General features: G+C 68.1%; 17 protein-coding genes and 2 pseudogenes. 14 read left to right on the top strand and 5 right to left on the bottom strand.

What is annotated here, in order from left to right; translation table 11 throughout:
- The 4 genes and pseudogenes from MIC448_RS00795 to MIC448_RS00780 form a co-directional block, all read right to left on the bottom strand.
- Positions 1 to 257, bottom strand: a pseudogene (locus tag MIC448_RS00795) (glycosyl transferase); the annotation flags it as partial.
- Entirely contained in the window at positions 254 to 1,657 is a 1,404-nt protein-coding gene (locus tag MIC448_RS00790) for a bifunctional PIG-L family deacetylase/class I SAM-dependent methyltransferase (protein WP_036294556.1), read from the bottom strand. The pseudogene MIC448_RS00795 and the gene MIC448_RS00790, both read right to left, overlap by 4 nt.
- Positions 1,654 to 2,757, bottom strand: coding sequence for an acyl-CoA dehydrogenase (locus tag MIC448_RS00785; protein ID WP_243419813.1), 1,104 nt, complete (start codon positions 2,755 to 2,757; stop codon positions 1,654 to 1,656). The genes MIC448_RS00790 and MIC448_RS00785 overlap by 4 nt, the downstream gene beginning before the upstream one ends.
- Positions 2,754 to 3,317 carry a Dps family protein gene (locus MIC448_RS00780; protein ID WP_036294554.1) on the bottom strand — a complete coding sequence of 188 codons (564 nt, stop codon included), beginning with the start codon at positions 3,315 to 3,317 and terminating at the stop codon, positions 2,754 to 2,756. Before MIC448_RS00780 ends, MIC448_RS00785 begins: the two co-directional genes overlap by 4 nt.
- Before the next feature lie 138 nt (positions 3,318 to 3,455).
- Between MIC448_RS00780 and MIC448_RS00775 the strand changes: the two genes are divergently transcribed.
- From MIC448_RS00775 to MIC448_RS00735, 9 genes are all read left to right on the top strand, one after another.
- Complete coding sequence (locus MIC448_RS00775; protein ID WP_036294551.1) at positions 3,456 to 4,298, top strand: hypothetical protein; 843 nt, start codon at positions 3,456 to 3,458, stop codon at positions 4,296 to 4,298.
- 22 nt (positions 4,299 to 4,320) lie between these two features.
- Entirely contained in the window at positions 4,321 to 5,040 is a 720-nt protein-coding gene (locus tag MIC448_RS00770; RefSeq protein WP_051512852.1) for a GTP pyrophosphokinase family protein, read from the top strand.
- A 125-nt stretch (positions 5,041 to 5,165) separates the two neighbouring features.
- Positions 5,166 to 6,401, top strand: a complete 1,236-nt coding sequence (locus MIC448_RS00765; RefSeq protein ID WP_081766090.1) for a lipase family protein — start codon at positions 5,166 to 5,168, stop codon at positions 6,399 to 6,401.
- 10 nt (positions 6,402 to 6,411) lie between these two features.
- A complete protein-coding gene (locus tag MIC448_RS00760) occupies positions 6,412 to 6,765 on the top strand; it encodes a DUF6804 family protein (protein ID WP_036294548.1) in 354 nt (117 codons plus the stop codon).
- Positions 6,766 to 6,869: 104 nt separating this feature from the next.
- Complete coding sequence (locus MIC448_RS00755; RefSeq protein WP_036294546.1) at positions 6,870 to 7,982, top strand: 5-methyltetrahydropteroyltriglutamate--homocysteine S-methyltransferase; 1,113 nt, start codon at positions 6,870 to 6,872, stop codon at positions 7,980 to 7,982.
- A 56-nt stretch (positions 7,983 to 8,038) separates the two neighbouring features.
- Positions 8,039 to 9,238, top strand: a complete 1,200-nt coding sequence (locus MIC448_RS00750) for a cation:proton antiporter (protein ID WP_036294542.1) — start codon at positions 8,039 to 8,041, stop codon at positions 9,236 to 9,238.
- 32 nt (positions 9,239 to 9,270) lie between these two features.
- Positions 9,271 to 10,176: a TerC family protein gene (locus MIC448_RS00745; RefSeq protein WP_036294540.1), complete on the top strand. Its 906-nt coding sequence runs from the start codon at positions 9,271 to 9,273 to the stop codon at positions 10,174 to 10,176.
- A gap of 79 nt (positions 10,177 to 10,255) precedes the next feature.
- Entirely contained in the window at positions 10,256 to 10,750 is a 495-nt protein-coding gene (locus MIC448_RS00740; RefSeq protein WP_036294538.1) for a hypothetical protein, read from the top strand.
- Between the two features lie 41 nt (positions 10,751 to 10,791).
- A complete protein-coding gene (locus MIC448_RS00735; protein WP_036294535.1) occupies positions 10,792 to 11,109 on the top strand; it encodes a hypothetical protein in 318 nt (105 codons plus the stop codon).
- A gap of 151 nt (positions 11,110 to 11,260) precedes the next feature.
- Here MIC448_RS00735 and MIC448_RS00730 read toward each other — a convergent pair.
- Positions 11,261 to 11,578 (bottom strand): annotated as a pseudogene (locus MIC448_RS00730) (hypothetical protein); the annotation flags it as partial.
- 151 nt (positions 11,579 to 11,729) lie between these two features.
- Between MIC448_RS00730 and MIC448_RS00725 the strand changes: the two are divergent.
- The 5 genes from MIC448_RS00725 to MIC448_RS00705 all read left to right on the top strand — a co-directional run.
- Positions 11,730 to 11,885 carry a hypothetical protein gene (locus MIC448_RS00725; protein WP_158497513.1) on the top strand — a complete coding sequence of 52 codons (156 nt, stop codon included), beginning with the start codon at positions 11,730 to 11,732 and terminating at the stop codon, positions 11,883 to 11,885.
- Between the two features lie 84 nt (positions 11,886 to 11,969).
- Positions 11,970 to 14,189 (top strand): glycogen debranching protein GlgX, encoded by a 2,220-nt coding sequence (glgX, locus tag MIC448_RS00720; RefSeq protein ID WP_036294532.1) that lies wholly within the window; start codon positions 11,970 to 11,972, stop codon positions 14,187 to 14,189.
- Between the two features lie 7 nt (positions 14,190 to 14,196).
- Complete coding sequence (treY, locus tag MIC448_RS00715) at positions 14,197 to 16,596, top strand: malto-oligosyltrehalose synthase (RefSeq protein ID WP_144237950.1); 2,400 nt, start codon at positions 14,197 to 14,199, stop codon at positions 16,594 to 16,596.
- Between the two features lie 139 nt (positions 16,597 to 16,735).
- The gene (locus tag MIC448_RS00710; protein WP_243419811.1) at positions 16,736 to 17,617 is read left to right on the top strand and encodes an urea amidolyase associated protein UAAP1; all 882 of its coding nucleotides are present in this window, start codon (positions 16,736 to 16,738) and stop codon (positions 17,615 to 17,617) included.
- Positions 17,618 to 17,629: 12 nt separating this feature from the next.
- Positions 17,630 to 18,320 (top strand): urea amidolyase associated protein UAAP2 (locus tag MIC448_RS00705; protein ID WP_036294525.1); only part of this gene is annotated, 691 nt, incomplete at its 3' end.

Below are 18,320 nucleotides of genomic sequence, written 5' to 3'. Positions count from 1 at the left end.
GCGGCGCCCGCGGCCGGAGCCGCGCCGACGCCGCGCGTGGCGGGTACCGTCACGTCTGCTCCCGCGGCCCGAGCTACTCGCGCGGTCGCGTCGGAGCAGGCATCCAGCGCCGCATGAACGCTCACGCGAGGTAGTGCGCGACCGACGACGCGCCGCAGGTCTCTGACCGCGGCACGCACTGAATCCAGGCACGCACCGATCAGCTCCTCTTCGTTGTGCGCGGGAATTACGACCGCCATCGCTGTGGGTGCCGTCATGAGACGAGCCCGGTGGCACGAGCGACGGACGGGGTATCGCTTCGGACCAGAACGTCGAGGAAGAAGTCCTCTTCTTCGTGGCGCGCCAGCAGCCGCAGGCCGGGCAGGGCTCGGAGGGCCGCGTGTACGTCGTCGGCGGTGCCGGGATACGCGGCGACGCGGTGGCGCCAGTGACACGCGACCAGTACGCCATTGGGCGACAGGCCGGCGAGGGTTCGCCGCGCGGCATCGAGGAGGTCCCGGCGGCTCCAGTAGTAACCGATCTCGGACATCACGATCAGGTCGAACGCGCCCTCCGGCCACTCGGCGGGCAGGGTCGCGCGCTCGAAAGTGACATGTCCCGCGTCGCCCTGCCGCTTGAGGCGCTGGCGGGCGCGGGCTAGGGCTTCGTCGGATGCGTCGACCCCGAGTACGCGATCCGCACGCGTCGCCAGCTCAACAGTGAGCGCCCCGGTCGCGCAGCCGAGCTCGACGACGTCACGGAAGCGCGCCCGCGGCAGTACGGCCATCACGAGGGCCCGCTTGCGCTCTTCATACCACCGCGTGTCGAAACCCCACGGGTCATCGTGACGCGCGTAGAAGTCCTCGAAGAACGAAGGCGCGAGGCTTTCGGCTGCGTCGTCGCCCGCCGCAGGATCCACGAACACCTCCACGTCGCGGTCGAAGTGCGCGCGCATATGTGCGTGGATGAGGGCCTCGTCGCCGGGTGCGGGAGAGAGCGGACGCACCTGCGTCGCATGCGCGTTGACCGCCCGGCGTTTCGCCGCGTGCGCGTTCGAGTCGAGCGTCAGCACGGCCCAGGCCTCGATGTCGGTCTCGGCCGGGAGCGCCCAATGCCAGAACCAGATCGGGTACCCCAGAGTCCGATGCCCGATTTCGGCGGCGAGCTCCTCGGCGACTTCCCCGAGGATGCGGTGATCGCGGTGCCCATCACCGCTCCAGGGTGCGACGACCAGGGTGCGAAGCGGGTCTTCCGCCGTCTCCTCGAGGATTGCGGTGCGAACGCGTCGCGTCAGGTTCTTCCTGCGCTCCCTGAGCTGGCCGTCCGGCAGGCCGAGAAAGCTGAGGGCGCTGCTCGGCGCGAGCAGATCGATAGCCCGCGCGAGCTCGACGCGGCGCTCGCGCGCGAGCGCCTGCCGTGGCCACGTCGGGGAATCGGGGTGCGAAGCATCGCCGTCCGTTGCGACCACGACGACGGCACGGATGCCGCGGGCTGCGGCCGTCGCTATGAGCCCGCCCGCTCCCAGGGTTTCGTCGTCGGGGTGCGCGGCCAGCACGATCAGCACGTCGATGTCGAGGTCGACGTCCAGATCAAGCGGGCGAGCCGCTGCCCACAGACTCGCCTTCTGCCACTCGGACTCGGGTGTGCCCGGCTCCCGATGGTCGAACGCGACGCTCACGTCGTTCGCGGGGACGCGTCGGTCTGGGTCAGCGCCCGGCCGAGCCGGGCCAGATCCCGCTCGGCGTGATGTTGGCGCAGGTAGATGCGCAGGTCGCCGACTCGGCGGGCGTGCGCTTCGTCGGATGCGAGGGGTGCCGGCCCGAGAGCGCGGTCGGCGATCGTCAGCACGGCTTCGACGGCGTCGGCGACGATGGCTCGGACCCGTTCGCTGATCAGCCGTGCGGGCACGGGATCCATGCGATCTGCGAGCCGTGCGGCGTCGGCGAGAGCGAGACGCGCAGCCCAGAGGCGCGTGTCCGCGGTGCCGTAGTAGGTGTGTGCGAGCTGATCTGCGTCGGGGCGGGCGGCCGCGTGGGCGAGGGCGTCGACAAGGGGGAGTGCACCGCCCCACCAGCACGCGGCGACGCCCACGCCACCCCACCAGAAGCCCTCGCGCCGCAGGTACCAGCCGTCATCGCCGACCGGCAGGGCAACCGCACCGACGAACTCGACCGGGGTGCTTCTGATCTGCGCCAGTCCGCGAGAGACCCAGCTTTCGCGCTGCGGCTGAACGGCCGGGTCTCGCATCGCCACCACGAACAGGCGTCGCTGCGTCGGACCCGTCCATGCGGTCACGAGCGCGTGCGAAACGCAGTCGGCGAGCGAGCACCATGGCTTGACGCCGCTGAGCGTCCACGAGCCGTCCTCACTCTGGCGTGCCTCCAGGCGGACGCCGTCACCCTCCGCGGCGAAGACGCCCCAGGATGAATTCGCGTCGGCGCCCATCCGGACGAGGTCGGCCGTCGTCACGAGGCCCTGTGCCGACGCTTCCGCGAGGATCGCAAGCGCGTCCAGGTGCGGCTCGAGAATGCGCGCGCCCGCGACATCCGCTCGTGCCGCAGTCGCGAGTGCTTCCCAGCGTTCGCGCGTGCGGCCTCGTCCGGGGACGGGCACCGCGCTCCCGAGTTCGACGGCCCAGTCGAGCGTCGCATCGACGTGGGTGCCGAACGCCACGACCGATCGGAGGGTCGTCTCCGCCCTCAGCGCGGCCGTGCCCGGCTCGCCGTCTTCGAGCGGTACCGCGAGGTCGGCATCGGCGGCGACCAGGGGCCCGGTCATCTGGCGGGCGTGCGGTTCTCGGCGCTGACCATCCAGGCGAACTGCTCGAGGCTTTCGAGAACGGCGTGCAGGATGTCGGCGCTCGTGGGGTCTTCGTCGTCGACCGGGTCGTGCACCTCGCGCACGGTCGAGATCGTCGCCTCGAGGCGCTCGGTGATCAGGTCGATCGTTTCGGTGGTGTCGACTTCCCCGTGCGGGAACTCGGGCAGAGTCGTGGTGTCGGCCACCGTGTCGGAGCGGCCGTCGGGAACGGCGTGGAGCGCCCGCATCCGCTCGGCGACCGTGTCGCTGAACCCGCGCGCCGCCTCGATGATGTCGTCGAGCTGGCGGTGAGTGTCGCGGAAGTTGGATCCCACGACGTTCCAGTGCGCCTGCTTGCCCTGCAGTTGCAGTTCGAGCAGATCGACGAGCACTTTCTGCAGGTTCTCGCTGAGTTCCTTCGACGCTTGGAAGCCGCTCTCGGCGTTCTGCTCGTCGGTCAGCGCGGCTCCGGCGCCGCCCTTCGCGGGTCGGCGCTTTCCGCGGGTCGTGGCGGGCGTCTTGGTCGATGTGGTGGCCATGGGACTTCTCCTTTCGAGCGGCCGGAAGCCGCTGGTCCTTTCGAACGGATCCACGCTATGGCCGCTGCTCAGCCGGGTGGCGGGGGTTGCCGGGGAACCCCCGGGGTGCTATCGACGGCGATCAGTCAGAATGGCCGGATGGCGGACACGACGTTCGAGGAAGCGGCCGAAGCGCTGTACGGGCTCGCGCCGGCTGATTTCATCGCGGCACGGAAAACGCTCGCCGCCGCCGCGCCGGATCGCGAGACCGCAGCGCAGATCCGGGGCCTTCGCAAGCCCGCGACCTCGGTATGGGTCGTCAACCTGCTTTCTCGGCGCGCGGCGAACGAGGTCGGCAGGTTGTCCACCCTCGCGGCCGAGATGCGCGAGGCCCAGGAAGATCGCGACGCGGCCCGTCTGACCTCCCTCAATAAAGAGAGGCGGACGCTCGTGGCCGAACTCGTTCGCACCGCGACGACCCTGGCGAACGACGAGGGCATCGACCTCGGCGCCGGTATCGTCGCCGAGGTCGAGCGCACGCTGGGGGCCGCCGCGCGGGATGAGGCCGCGGCATCCGCCGTCCGGACCGGCCGACTACTGCGTCCGCTGGAAGCATCCGGCGTCGACCCTGTCGATCTGACGGACGCGGTCGCCGGCGAGGCGCCGGTCGCCGCGGAACCTGTGGCCGTCCGCGGGCGCGATGATCTCGCCGAGCGCCGTGCTCGCCGCGATGCCGAACGCGCTGCCGCCGTGGTCCGGCGCGAGGCGGCGGATGCCGAGCGTGAGTCGGCGCGCGCCGAGGCCCGCCTGGCGACCGCGCGAGAGCGCGAGGCGCTGTTGCGCGAGCGAGTCGATGCCCTCGAGAGCGAGATCGCGCGGATCCGTGCCGACGCCGATGCCGCAACGGCCGAACGAAACGATGCCGAGAGTGCGCGCGATGTCAGCGCCGAGCGCCTGCGCACGGCGAACCGGGCGGCGGCGCGACTCACGGGGCCCTCATAGTCCGGCGTCCTAGCGTGAAGCCATGAGTATGCCCACCGGCGAGCAACCCTTCACCGCGACTCTCGCCGAGATGAGGGCGATGCGAGACGAATTCCAGCGCTTCCTGCTGGAGTACCGCTTCGGTCTGCAGGAGGTCGAGACGAAGATCACGATCCTCCGCGACGAGTTTCAGCTGATGCACGACTACAACCCCATCGAGCACGTCTCGAGTCGGGTGAAGACGCCCGACAGCCTCGCTGAGAAGGTCGCGAGACGGGGCATCGAGCCCGACTTTCCGACCATCCGACAGCACATCACCGATATCGCCGGCATCCGTGTCACGTGCAGCTTCGTCGCGGACGCCTACCGCCTGTTCGACCTGTTGACGACGCAGGACGACATCACCGTTCGCGCCGTGAAGGACTACATCGCCGTCCCGAAGGACAACGGATACAAGAGCCTGCACGCGATCGTCGAGGTGCCGGTATTCCTCTCCAGTGGCCGCGTCGACGTGCCCGTCGAGGTGCAGTTCCGCACGATCGCGATGGATTTCTGGGCGAGCCTCGAGCACAAGATCTACTACAAGTACGACAAGCAGGTGCCCTCGCCGCTGCTCGATTCGTTGCGCGATGCCGCCGAGACGGCCGCCGAGCTGGACGAGCGGATGGAGCGCCTGCACAGGGAGGTCCACGGCAGGGAGGTCCACGGCAGGGAGGTTCACGGCCGGTATCCGCGTCCCGGCGAGACGCCCGTCGAGGTCTAGCGCCGTCCCACGATGGCCGCAGATCGCGGCATCCGCGCCACGAATAGATGCAGCGGATGTCTCGAACAGGCACCATCCTGTGCTCGGGCGTGCGCCGACAACCTCCGCCGTGAGACGGTAGCTCCGTGACATCAGAGAGCCCGCGTCGTGGGCCCGCCAGCCGCCACCGGCACGCGCTCACGCACCGGTGGGCCCCGTTCTTCGCGGCGGTCTTGGCCCTCGTGGGCGGCGGTGTCGCGGTGCTCGAGGCTCGCATCGTCGGCGACCTGCTCGAGCGGCCCGGACTCGAGGAGTTCTACCTCGATCCCGTGCCCGAGAGCTCGGGCGATCCGGGCGAGATCATGCGCCAGGAAGAGCTGATCGGTCTGCCCTTCGACACACGGGCGTGGCGGATCCTGTACCGCTCGACCGACCTGAACGGCGAACCCCTGATCGTCTCGGGCATCGTCGTCGCGCCCCTCGGGCCCCCGCCGGCCGGGGGCCGAACCGTGCTGTCGTGGGGTCACCCGACGACCGGCTCGGCCCGCGACTGCGCACCGTCGATGGCGGCCGACCCCTTTCTCGACATCGAGGGGCTGCGCTTGATGCTCGATCGCGGCTTTGTCGTCGTCGCGACGGACTATGCGGGCATGGGCTATCCCGGCCCGGACTCGTATCTGGTGGGCGCGACCGAGGGCAACAACGTGCTCGACGCCGTCCGAGCCGCGCAGTCGATCCCCGCGGGTGATGCGGGTGCGTCCGTCGTCCTCTGGGGTCACTCGCAGGGTGGCCAGGCCGTGCTGTTCGCCGCCGAGCGCGCCGCGGACTACGCGCCCGAGCTGGACGTGCGGGCGGTCGCGGTCGCCGCACCCGCGGCGGACCTGACGGCACTGCTCGATGCGGACATCGACGACATCTCGGGCGTGACGATCGGCTCGTATGCCTTCACGGCGTACGCCGGTGTCTACGGCGACTCGGTCGCGGGAGCGCAGCTGTCCGACATCCTGACGCCGGCGGCCGTCGCGGCCGCACCCGAGATGAACGACCTGTGCCTGCTGACGCACACGAAAGAACTGCACGCGATCGGACAGCCGCTCGTCGGGAATTTCGTGCTGAGCGACCCCACCACCACCCCACCGTGGGACGACCTGCTCGCCCAGAATTCTGCCGGCAGCGTCGCCTTCGACGCGCCGCTGTACATCGCGCAGGGACTGAAAGACACGCTCATCCATCCGCAGGACACCCGCGATTTCGCGAAGCACGAGGCGTCCCTCGGCATCGACGTAACGCTCGCGGAGGTTCCGAATGCGACGCACGCGACGATCGCGTACTTCACGCTGCCAGGGCTGATGGCGTGGCTGGATGCGCACGTGGGTCTGTGAGGATGGACCCATGGCCGCCACACCCCCGAAAAGCGACACGTACCGACCCGCGTTCATCCCGAGCCTGATCGCCGCCGCGGCGCTGCTCTCGGGAATCCCGCTGCTCGAGGCCGACTGGTACCTGCTGATCCGCTTCATCGTCGCGATCATGGCGCTGATCGTCGCCTGGTATGCGCTCCAGGGTGCGCAGTGGTGGTGGACCCTCGTGTTCTTCGCGGTCGCGATCGTCTGGAACCCGGTCTTTCCCGTGCCGACCGAGGGACCCTGGTGGATCGTGGCGCACCTGGGCGTTGCGGCGCTGTTCGCCGTCGCGGGAGCCGCGGTGCGTGTGCCGCGCGAGACCCCGCCCGCGCGGAAGCGCTGACGGACGGATGCCCGCGGCGCGTTTAGACGGATGCCGCGTGGCCCAGTGCTTCGCCGTGTGACGAGCGGGGAGCGTCGCCGAATACACGCGGATAAGGTGTCGGGGTGAGTATCAATCCGCCGTACCGCGCCGACATCGTTGGCTCCTTCCTGCGTCCCGAAGCGCTCAAGCGCGCGCGTGCCGCCCACTCCGCCGGTGAGATCGACGCGGATGCGCTGCGCGCCGTCGAGGACGCAGAGATCGCCGATCTTGTGCGCAAGGAGGCCGACAACGGCCTGCGCGTCGCGACGGATGGCGAGTTCCGCCGATCGTGGTGGCACTTCGACTTCTTCGGAATGCTCGACGGCGTCGACGTCATCGAGCTCGACCACGGCATCCAGTTCCAGGGTGTGCAGACGCGACCGCGCGGTCTGCACCTGAGCGGTCCGGTCGGTTTCTCCGACACGCATCCGTTCCTCGAGCACTACCGTTCGCTCCAGGTGCTCACGGCCGGCACGGGCGCGCTTCCGAAGGCGACGATCCCGGCGCCCACCGTGCTCGACTTCCGGCTCGAACCCGACCGCATCGACCCGAATGTGTACTCCGGCCGCGACGACATCGTTGATGACCTCGTTCAGGCATACCGCGATGCCGTGACGGCGTTCTACGACGCCGGGTGCCGCTACCTGCAGTTCGACGACACCGCGTGGGCATACCTCTGTTCGGACGAGGAGCTCACGAAGGCACGGGATCGTGGCATCCGAACGGACGGGCTCGCCGAGCGGTACGCGAGCCTGCTGAACCGTGTTCTCGAGGCCAAGCCCGACGACATGGTCATCACGACACATGTCTGTCGCGGCAACTTCCGCTCGACCTGGATCTCGTCCGGCGGCTACGAACCCGTCGCCGAACAGCTCCTCGGCGAGGTCGCCTACGACGGGTTCTTCCTGGAGTACGACAGCGAACGCGCCGGCGGCTTCGAGCCCCTGCGCTTCCTGCCCGAGGGCGACCAGACGGTCGTTCTCGGCCTCATCACCTCGAAGACGGGTGAGTTGGAAGACGTCGACGCGATCAAGAACCGGATCGACGAGGCATCTGTCTTCGCCCCGCTCGAACAGCTCGCCCTGAGCCCGCAGTGCGGATTCGCCTCGACCGAAGAGGGCAACGTGCTGACCGAGGACGAGCAGTGGGCGAAGATCCGCGAGGTCGTGGCCATCGCGGACGACGTCTGGCGCTGACCCTCTGCCGCAGCTGCGGCACACCCGCACGAGCGCGCAGACGATAGCGTGAGGCCGTGCAGCTCAGCGATCTCGACTTCGTGGTCATCGCGGCGATCGCGGTCATCGCTCCGCTGATCGTGCGCGGGCTCTCGAGTCGCCTGCGCATCCCGATCGTGGTGTTCGAACTCGTGCTGGGGATCATCGCGGGCCCGAGCGTGCTCGGCTGGATCCAGGAGGGGCCGATCTCCGAGCGCCTCGCGGACTTCGGCCTCGCGCTGTTGTTCTTCATGGCCGGCAACGAGATCGACTTCCGCGTGCTCCGCGGCCGGAACGGTGCTCGCGCTGTCGGCGGCTGGCTGATCGGGCTGATCGCCGGCGTCGCGGTGGGCCTCGTGATCGCGCCGGGCGAGGCGGCGGTCGTGATCGGCATCGCCCTGTGCTCGACCGCGCTGGGGATGCTGCTGCCGATCCTGCGCGATGCGGGGATGCTTCCGACGCCGTTCGGGCGCGCGGTCATGGGTATCGGCGCGGTGGGGGAGTTCGGTCCTCTCGTGGCGATCTCGCTGTTTCTCGGCGGACGCGATTTCGGCGTCGCGTCGATCGTGCTCTTCTTGTTCGTGGTGATCGCTGCGACATCCGTATTTCTCGCGTCACGGATGCCCCACGGGCGCCTGCACCGCATCGTGACCGCGACTCTGCACACCTCCGGGCAGTTCGCGATACGGATGATCGTGCTCATCCTCGCGTTGCTGGTTGCGCTGAGTCTGCTGCTCGACCTCGACATGCTGCTCGGGGCGTTCGTCGCCGGTGTGGTCTGGCAGCTGATCATGCGCAACGCCCCCGCCGATGATCGCGCGCAGGTCGAGTCGAAGGTCGAGGCCGTCGCCTTCGGCCTGCTCGTCCCGGTCTTCTTCATCTACACGGGCGTCACCTTCGACCTCGACGCACTGCTCGCGGATGGCGCGACTGTCGTGCTCATCCCCGTCTTCCTGGTGTTGTTGCTCGTCATCCGCGGCCTGCCCTCGATGATCTCTGCCCCCTCCGGGTCGACACCGCGTGACCGAATGGCGCTGGCCTTCCTCGGCGCGACGGGACTGCCCGTCATCGTCGCCGTCACGAGTATCGGGATGTCGGAAGAACTGCTCTCACCGGGGTTGTCCGCGGCGCTCGTGGGCGCCGGGATGCTCTCCGTGCTGCTGTATCCGCTCATCGGAACCATGCTGCGCGGCGCGAGGGTCGTCGACCGGGACGTGATCGATGAGGATGTCGGCTGAGATCGACCCAGGCATCCGCCTAACATGAGCGAGTGGACTTCTCCCTGGACCTGACGCCCGACCTGATCGCCGTCTTCCTGACCCTGTTCGTGCTCGAGATCGTTCTCGGCGTCGACAACGTCATCTTCATCTCGATCCTCGCCTCGAAGCTGCCGGTCGAGCAGCAGGCCAAGGCGCGCAACCTCGGCCTGACGCTCGCAATGGTGATCCGCGTCGTTCTGGTGTTCTTCGCCGGCTGGATCATCACGCTGAAGGACGATGTTGTCGTCTTGTTCGGCATGGGGTTCTCGGTGAAGGACTTCATCCTCATCGCCGGTGGTCTGTTCTTGGTCTACAAGGCTGTCACCGAGATTCACCACAAGCTCGAGGGTGCCGAAGAGGAACACGGGGGCGTCGGGCCGAAGACCATCACGTTCGCCTCGGTGCTGACGCAGATCCTGCTGCTCGACATCGTCTTCTCGCTCGACTCGGTCATCACGGCGGTCGGCATGACCGAGAACCTGCTCGTGATCATCACGGTCGTCGTGCTGTCGTTCGGCATCATGCTGTTCGCCGCACGCTTTATCTTCACGTTCGTCAACAAGCACCCGACGGTGAAGATGCTCGCACTGTCGTTCCTCTTGCTGATCGGTGTATTCCTGATCGCCGAGGGCTACGGTGTCTCGATCGACAAGGCCCTGATCTACGCGCCGATGGCGTTCGCGATCCTCGTCGAGGCGCTCAACCTCACGTACTCGTCGCGCAAGGCCAAGCGTGAGCAGAAGCGGCTCCAGGCCGTGCAGCTGCGCCCGCGCTACACCGACATCGACGAGTCCGTCGCCGTCGCCGCCGCAACCGCGAGGGGCCCGGAGGCTGGAGCCGTCGGGCTCTCGCGCAAGCCGGTCGCGGGTCACGTGCTGCCGGACGACGGCCACGAGGATCGCGCCGGCCTCGGCTGAGCGGCTGTGAGGGCCCATCGGGCCCGAGATTCCTTTCAGATGTACGCCCGGGCGCGGGAGAACCGCGCACAATAGCGAAGTGGTGGATGACGCGGCGACTCTCCTGAATGCTGCCCGCGCTCGCCTGGCGGCGGCCGACGCGCCGCGCGAGCGGCTGGGCGAGATCGTGCGCCCGCGGGTCCTCGCGGGGCTCCGCGCGCCGAAGATCGTGCCCCGGGGCGACGCCTGGCGGCTCGGTGTCTTGCTGGTCGGCGAGAGCGCCGTGTACGCGGCCGGAAACGTGGTGCGCGCCGGCGACCCCGGCCGCCGAGGGTTCGCTTCGGATGCGGCGCGCGCCCGCGCCGAAGTGGCGGCTGCCGCGACGCGCGGGGGCTTCAGTGACGGCGAAACCGTTCACCTGGACTGGAAGGCGCTCGACCTGGTCGCGTTGGGGCGAGGCGAACGGACAGGACCCCTAGCCCTCGTGGACGGAACCCCCAGCATCCGCTGGAGCCCGGCCGCAGGACACGTGCCGCTGGCGGGTTATCTCGAGGAACGCATAGCGCTGCTGCTGCAGCCGCCCCAGGGGGCGTGACCCGGGTCATCCGGATCGGAATCCGCCGTTAGGCTCATCGCATGGGCCGCTTCATTTACGACACGCTGAACAACTCGATCGACATCGAGGACCGCACCCTCGCCCACCTGCGGATCGTGATCATGAACAAGCTGCGCCGCTCCGAGTCGTTCATGTTCACCGTCGACCTCGACAGCGAGGGCATCTCGCGGCGGAGCTTCTGGATGCATCCGTCCGTACCCCTGCAGTTCGCCTTCCACGGCAGCCGTGAGCCGCGACTGAACCGGCTGTGGATCGAATCCCTCATGGTGTCGGCCAGCAGTCCCAACGGTCTGTTCGTCGTATCGGAGCCGCAAGAAGAGATGCCGTTCGACTCCTGACGGGCGACGGGGAAGAACGGGCGGATCAGTCCCCGGCGTCCACCTTGGCCGCGTCAACTTTGGCTTTCGCCTTGCGCTGCACCGAGCCCACCGTCGCGTTGTCGACATCGATGTCCTTCGCGACGATCGCATCGACCTCGATCGTCGTTTCGTCCTCCGAGGGGTCCACGTCGAAGTGTTCGGCGACGAGCATGATGCCGCCCGACGAGTTGGCTGACTGGGCGAGCTCTTCCATCCACTCGCGGCTCAGCACCGCGGGCTCGGGGTCATCGAAGACGAAACGCAGCGGGATCGACGGGCTCAGCCACACCGTGCTTCGACCACGCGGCTGGTCGTCGGGGTGACGCCAGGTGAGGGTGAAGCTCTCGCCGCGACGGAGTTTCGTCGCGATGACGACCTTCAAGTGCGCCAGCGCACGGTCCTCGATGTCGATGGCGGAAGCGTCCCCGCCGTAGTAAATAGTGCCCACACGATCAGACTAATCGCACACGGCGTGCATACCGACGGGTTTCTCAGTACGCGTCTCTCGCTGCGAAGTCAATCGGGTTCCGCTGACGCATCCGATGCCGCACTGTAGGAGCTGGACAAGTCAGCAGTGCGAGACAAGTCAGGGGTGCGGAATGACCGGCAAGAAACCGATGAGCGCGAACCGATCTCCGACGAGCCTGCCCCACGAATACTTCGACGGGGGCATGGAGTACGAGATCGTCGAGGGCGAGCTGTTACCGCGCGGCCCCCATTCCCGCGCATGGGACGCGGCGACCGAGCTGAGCTGACTATCCGTGGCTCGATGACATAGGGCACCCGCCCGCGATGTGCAAGCCACAGCGGCGGTCCATGTCGGTAGGTAGTCTTTGGCAGTGCAAACATGGCCTGGCTCGACTTACCCACTCGGTGCGACATACGACGGGAATGGCACGAATTTCGCGTTGTTCAGTGAGGCGGCCGAGCGCGTAGAGCTGTGCCTCTTTACGGAGCGTGGCAAAGAGACGCGCGTCGAGGTGACGGAGGTCGACGCCTTCGTCTGGCATGTGTACCTCCCGCAGGTCGGGCCCGGGCAGCGCTACGGATACCGCGTCCATGGCCCCTACGACCCACCCAACGGTCAGCGGTTCAACGCGAACAAGCTGCTGTTGGACCCCTACGCGAAGGCCGTTGCCGGTGAGATCGACTGGGGGCAAGCGGTCTTCAGCTACAACTTCGGCGATCCCGACTCCCGCAACGACGAGGATTCCGCGAAGCACATGATGATGGGCGTCGTCGTCAACCCGTTCTTCGACTGGTCGGGCGATGTGCACCCCAAGACGCCGTACGCGGCCTCGGTCATCTACGAGGCGCACGTGAAGGGGCTGACCCAGCTGCACCCCGGCATTCCGGACGAGATCCGGGGCACCTACAGTGCCATTGCCCATCCGGCGATGATCGAGCATCTGCACAAGCTCGGGATCACGGCGATCGAACTCATGCCGGTGCACCAGTTCGTCAACGACAGCACCCTGCAAGACAAGGGGCTCTCGAACTACTGGGGCTACAACACGATCGCCTTCTTTGCACCACACAACGCCTACGCCTCGAGCAGTGCGCACGGTGACCAGGTGCAGGAATTCAAGGGGATGGTCCGTGCGCTCCACGCGGCGGGCATCGAGGTCATCCTCGACGTCGTCTACAACCACACGGCTGAGGGCAACCACCTCGGCCCGTCGCTCTCGATGCGCGGAATCGACAACGCGGCCTACTACCGGCTCGAGGACGACGACAAGCGCTACTACACCGACTACACCGGCACCGGCAACAGCCTGAACGTCGGCAATCCCCATGCCCTGCAGCTGATCATGGACTCGCTGCGGTACTGGGTGCTCGAGATGCACGTCGACGGATTCCGCTTCGACCTCGCCTCCACGCTGGCGCGGGAGTTCTACGACGTCGACCGACTGTCGACGTTCTTCGAACTCGTGCAGCAGGACCCGGTGGTTTCGCAGGTGAAGCTGATCGCCGAGCCGTGGGACATCGGGCCCGGGGGCTACCAGGTCGGCAACTTCCCGCCGCAGTGGACGGAGTGGAACGGCAAGTACCGGGATACGGTGCGCGACTTCTGGCGCGGTGAGTCGCAGGCGTTGGGTGAGTTCGCATCGCGCCTCACCGGGTCCGCCGATCTGTACGAGCACTCCGGGCGACGACCCGTCGCATCCATCAACTTCATCACCGCCCACGACGGCTTCACGCTCCGTGATCTCGTGAGCTATAACGACAAGCACAACGACGCCAACGGCGAGGACAACAACGACGGGGAGTCGCACAACCGCTCCTACAATCTCGGGGTCGAGGGGCCGACCGACGACCCGGAGGTGCTCACCATGCGCGCCCGGCAGCAGCGGAACCTCATCGCGACGCTCATGCTCTCGCAGGGCGTGCCCATGCTTCTGCACGGCGACGAGCTCGGCCGCACGCAGTTGGGCAACAACAACGGGTACGCCCAGGACAACGAGCTGACCTGGGTGAACTGGGACGCCGCCGACCATCCGCTGATCGAGTTCACCTCGGCGCTCGTGCGTTTGCGCGCCGAGCACCCCACCTTCCGCAGGCGCCGGTTCTTCAACGGCAGGCCGGTCCGGCGGGCAAAGGACGAGGGGCTTCCCGACATCGTCTGGCTGCGCCCCGACGGCACCGAGATGCAGCCCGAGGACTGGGATTCGGGATTCGGCCGCTGCATCGGCGTGTTCCTCAACGGCAACGGCATCCGCGAGCGCGATCGCCGGGGTGAGCCGATCGTCGACAAGCACTTCATCATTCTCTTCAACGCCGGCGAGGAGCACGTGGAGTTCTACCTGCCCGACGCCGACGCATCGCCGACCTGGGACGTGATCGTCGACACCGCCGGGGATCTCGCCGACTCTCGACCGATCAAGCCGGGCGAGCACGTCGACATGCGGGCCCGCTCGCTCATCGTCATGCGCGAGCACACCGTGGGGGAGGTCGAGGCGGACCATTCCGTGGCGGCTTCACTGGCGGCGCTCGCGGCCACGACCGGTGTGATCGATCAGATTCCGAGTTCGCCGCCGAAGCCCGAGAACAAGGGCTGAAAGGACGATCGTGTCCACTCCCCGTCCCGTATCCACGTACCGCCTGCAGATCCGGCAGGCTTTCGACCTGGATGCCGCGGCATCCGTCTCGGGATATCTCCGTGACCTGGGCGTCGACTGGGCCTACCTGTCGCCGCTGCTCAAGGCCACCGAAGGGTCGGATCACGGCTACGACGTCGTCGACCCCAGCCTTGTAGACCCGGCGCGCGGGGGAGCCGAGGGACTCGACCGGTTCGCCGCATCCGCTCGCGATGCGGGCCTCGGCATCTTGGTCGACACGGTGCCGAACCATATGGGCGTCGCGGTTCCGACGCAGAACCCGTGGTGGTGGGACCTCCTGACCTACGGGCGCGACTCGCGGTACGCCGAGGCGTTCGACGTGGACTGGGAGTTCGGCGGGGGCCGTGTTCGTGTTCCGGTGCTGGGCGGCGATCTCGACGACATCATCGGTGCGGGCGACATCCGCATCGACCCGGAGGCGACGGAGGCGGCCCCGCACGGCACGCTGCACTACTTCGACAACGTCTTCCCGCTCGCTCCCGACTCGGTGCAGGGCGACGAATGCGAGACGCTCGGCGACCCCGTCTCACCTGATACGACAGCGGTCGTGCGCGCGATCGTCGATCGCCAGCACTACGAACTCATGTTCTGGCGACGCGAGGCAGCCGAGCTGAACTACCGCCGCTTCTTCGCGGTGACGACCCTGGCGGGCGTCCGCGTCGAGGTGCCGTGGGTCTTCGACGAGGCGCACGCCGAGATCCTCCGCTGGGTGAGGGACGGCCTCGTGGACGGCATCCGCGTCGATCACCCGGATGGGCTGCTCGATCCCGGTGCCTACCTCGACCGGCTGGCGGAGGCGACCGGGGGCGTCTACCTGCTGGTGGAGAAGATCCTCGAGCACGGCGAGACGCTCCCCAGCTGGTGGCGGACGGACGGCACGACCGGGTACGACGCGCTCGCCGTGATCGACCGGGTGCTGATCGATCCCGCTGGCGAAGCGGCGCTGGATGCGATCGATGCCGCGGTCCGCACCGAGGACGGCCTCGATCCGCAGGCATCGTGGAGCGACCTCATCCACGACACCAAGCGAACGATCGCCGAGACGATTCAGGGTGCCGAGGTCGCGCGCCTGGTGCGACTGCTCGACGAACCCGTCACGGGGGCGGCCGACGCGATCGCCGAGTTGCTCGCCTGCTTCCCTGTCTACCGCTCGTACCTTCCCGCCGGCCGCGACGAGTTCGACGCCGCAGCGGAGGAGGCCATGCGCCGGCGTCCCGACCTCGCCGGCGCCTTCGACCGGGTGCTGCCTCAGCTGGCGGATGCCTCGCTCGAGGTCGCCCGCCGGTTCCAGCAGACGACCGGGCCCGTCATGGCGAAGGGCGTGGAGGACACCGCGTTCTATCGCGCCTCGCGCCTCGGTACCCTGACCGAGGTCGGCGCCGACCCGTCCGAGTTCGCGCTCGACGTGGCCGGGTTCCATGCCGCCCAGGTCGTGCGCGAGGCATCCTGGCCGCACGCCATGACGACACTCTCGACGCACGATACGAAGCGTGGCGAGGACGTTCGTGCGCGCCTGTCGGTGCTGTCGGAGCTGCCCGCACGGTGGCTCGAAGCGCTCACGGCTCTCCGTGCCATCGCCTCCACGGGACACGGCGGCTTCGACAACTTGCTCTGGCAGGCCATCGTCGGTGCCTGGCCCGCTTCGCGTGAGCGCCTGCACGCCTACGCCGAGAAGGCGGCCCGCGAGGCGTCCGAGTCGACCGGCTGGTGGGATCAGGACGAGGCCTTCGAGGCCCGGATGCACGCGCTGGTGGACGCCGCGTTCGACAACGCCGAGGCATCCGCGATCCTCGAGACGCTCGTCGCCGAGATCGCGCCCTACGGGTGGTCGAACTCGCTCTCGGCGAAGCTGCTGCAGCTGACCGCGCCCGGTGTGCCGGACGTCTACCAGGGGTCGGAGTTGTGGGAGACGAGCCTCGTCGACCCCGACAACCGGCGTGCTGTGGACTTCGGTGCGCGCGCTGAGATGCTCGCCGGAATCGACGCAGGATTCGAGGCGGGCGAGTTGCCGGCCGTGGATGCCTCGGGCGCCGCGAAACTGCTCGTGACCTCCCGTGCGCTCCGCACGCGCCGCTACCGCGCCGAGCTCTTCACGCGGTACACGCCCCTGACGTTCGTCGGGTCTGCCGCTCAGCATGCGATCGGGTTCGATCGCGGCGGTGTCCAGACCGTCGCGACCCGGCTGCCGGTGGGGCTGGATGCTCTCGGCGGGTGGCAGGACACGGTCCTGTTGCGTCCCACTGTGCCCGCGATCGACCTCTTGACCGGGCGCCGCTACGAGGCTGGCGAAGTTTCGCTGGCCGAGCTGCTGTCGACCTATCCCGTGGCGCTCCTCGCCAACGAATAGCGCCAACGGTCGCGACTCGCCGCGAGGTCCCTGGCCAATACGGCGAGTCGCGACCGCACCCCGCACGGTCGCCCCCGAAACGTGGGCGAAACGTTGATCTGATTCCATTTCTGTCAGTCGATAGAAATGGGGTCCGATCGTGGCGAGCGGCAACACCGGGTGGGACAACACCGGCCTCGACAACATGGGCCGAAGCGTTGCGCTCGGCAGTGTGGAGCAGGCGCGAGCGGATGCGCGGGCCCGGGCGACGCAGTCGAAGTGGATGCCGTTCGTGCCCGCGAGTACGACCCCCACGCCTCCCGAGGGGATCGACCGGGCGGCGCTGCTGTGGTCCGAGACCGTTGCCCCCGGTGGCTACACGCACCTGCGGGTGGCGCGGGGCACCCGCATCCGTCTCGAGGACCCCGAGGGGGATGCCTCGGCGAGCGTCGTGATCTTCAATGCCCTGAACGCGGGTGAGCGGCTGAACGTTGCCGATACGCAGAAGATCCCGTGGCAGGCATACCTCGGCGCGGAGCATCCGCTGCTCTCGGGTGACGGGCGAGTGCTCGCGACGATCCTCGAAGACACATCCGGTCACCATGACGCGTTCTGCGGGGCGTCGGGTGACGCGTGGAACGTGCACAAGTACGGCGACGCGTCTCCCGAGGGGCCGACCCCCTCCGGTCATGCCCTGCTGCGCATGGCGGGAACGAAGCACGGCCTCGAGCGGCGCGACATCCCACCGGCCGTGTCGTTCTTCCAGGGCGTGCACGTGCTCGAGGACGGCGCGCTCGACTGGCGGGGGTCCGCCGGCGCGGGCACGCATGTCGATCTGCTGGCCGAACTGCCGCTGATCGTGCTGATCGCGAATGCGCCGCACCCGCGCGATCCGCGGCCCGATTACATCGCCTCGCCGCTGCGCGTGCACGCCTGGGCAGAACGGGCGAGCCAGACCGGTGACGCGCACGTCGATGCCACGCCCGAGCGCCAGCGCGCGTACGCCAACTCCATCGCCTACGCCGGCCTCGCCGGGCTGTGAAGGGAAGCACCCATGGTTGACACGACCGTTCAGACGACCGTCCCGCCCCGCCCCGTCTATGCCGAGAGCAGCCCTCTCGACTGGTCGGAGGCATTCGTGCCCGGTGAGAACGTCGTCGACGATGTCATCGCACCCCGGGCATCCTGGTCCGCGATCGTCCGCGCCGGTCAGGTCTTCACGCTCGTGGATGTCGGGGGCAACCAGTCGGGCGACTGCCTGATCTTCGCGCTCGATGACACATCCGAGCGGTACAGCGTGCCCGACACCCTCGCATGGCAGGGCAATGCGTACGTCGATGTGGGCACGGTGCTGCGCTCGAACCTCGGCGAGCCGCTCATGACGGTCGTCGGCAACGAGATCGACCGGCAGGACACGATCGGCGGAGCCTGCAGCAAAGAGTCGAACACGCTCCGCTACGGCCATCACACCGCGTACCAGCATGCGTGCCGCGAGAACTTCCTGTTCGAGGGTGAGAGGTGGGGGCTCAGTGCGCGCGACCTGGTGTCGAACCTGAACTGGTTCATGAACGTCCCGGTCGAACAGGACGGAGCGCTCGGGATCGTCGATGGGATGTCCGCTCCCGGCCGCCGGGTCGCCTGCCGGGCCGAGAAGGACGTCATCGTCGTCATCTCGAATTGCCCGCAGATGAACAACCCCTGCAACGACTTCAATGTCACGCCGCTCCGCGCCATCGTTACCCAGC

Source organism: Microbacterium sp. C448 (assembly GCF_000582705.2).
In the GTDB taxonomy this organism is placed as follows: domain Bacteria; phylum Actinomycetota; class Actinomycetes; order Actinomycetales; family Microbacteriaceae; genus Microbacterium; species Microbacterium lacus_A.
This window is presented reverse-complemented; position numbering and strand designations above follow the sequence as displayed.

Excerpts from the sequence above, each read along its gene's own strand:
- MIC448_RS00775 (WP_036294551.1), top strand. The coding sequence starts at position 3,456 with ATGGCGGACACGACGTTCGAGGAAGCGGCCGAAGCGCTGTACGGGCTC.
- MIC448_RS00725 (WP_158497513.1), top strand. The coding sequence starts at position 11,730 with ATGACCGGCAAGAAACCGATGAGCGCGAACCGATCTCCGACGAGCCTG.
- MIC448_RS00785 (WP_243419813.1), bottom strand. The coding sequence starts at position 2,757 with ATGACCGGGCCCCTGGTCGCCGCCGATGCCGACCTCGCGGTACCGCTC.
- MIC448_RS00780 (WP_036294554.1), bottom strand. The coding sequence starts at position 3,317 with ATGGCCACCACATCGACCAAGACGCCCGCCACGACCCGCGGAAAGCGC.
- MIC448_RS00770 (WP_051512852.1), top strand. The coding sequence starts at position 4,321 with ATGAGTATGCCCACCGGCGAGCAACCCTTCACCGCGACTCTCGCCGAG.
- MIC448_RS00760 (WP_036294548.1), top strand. The coding sequence starts at position 6,412 with ATGGCCGCCACACCCCCGAAAAGCGACACGTACCGACCCGCGTTCATC.
- MIC448_RS00735 (WP_036294535.1), top strand. The coding sequence starts at position 10,792 with ATGGGCCGCTTCATTTACGACACGCTGAACAACTCGATCGACATCGAG.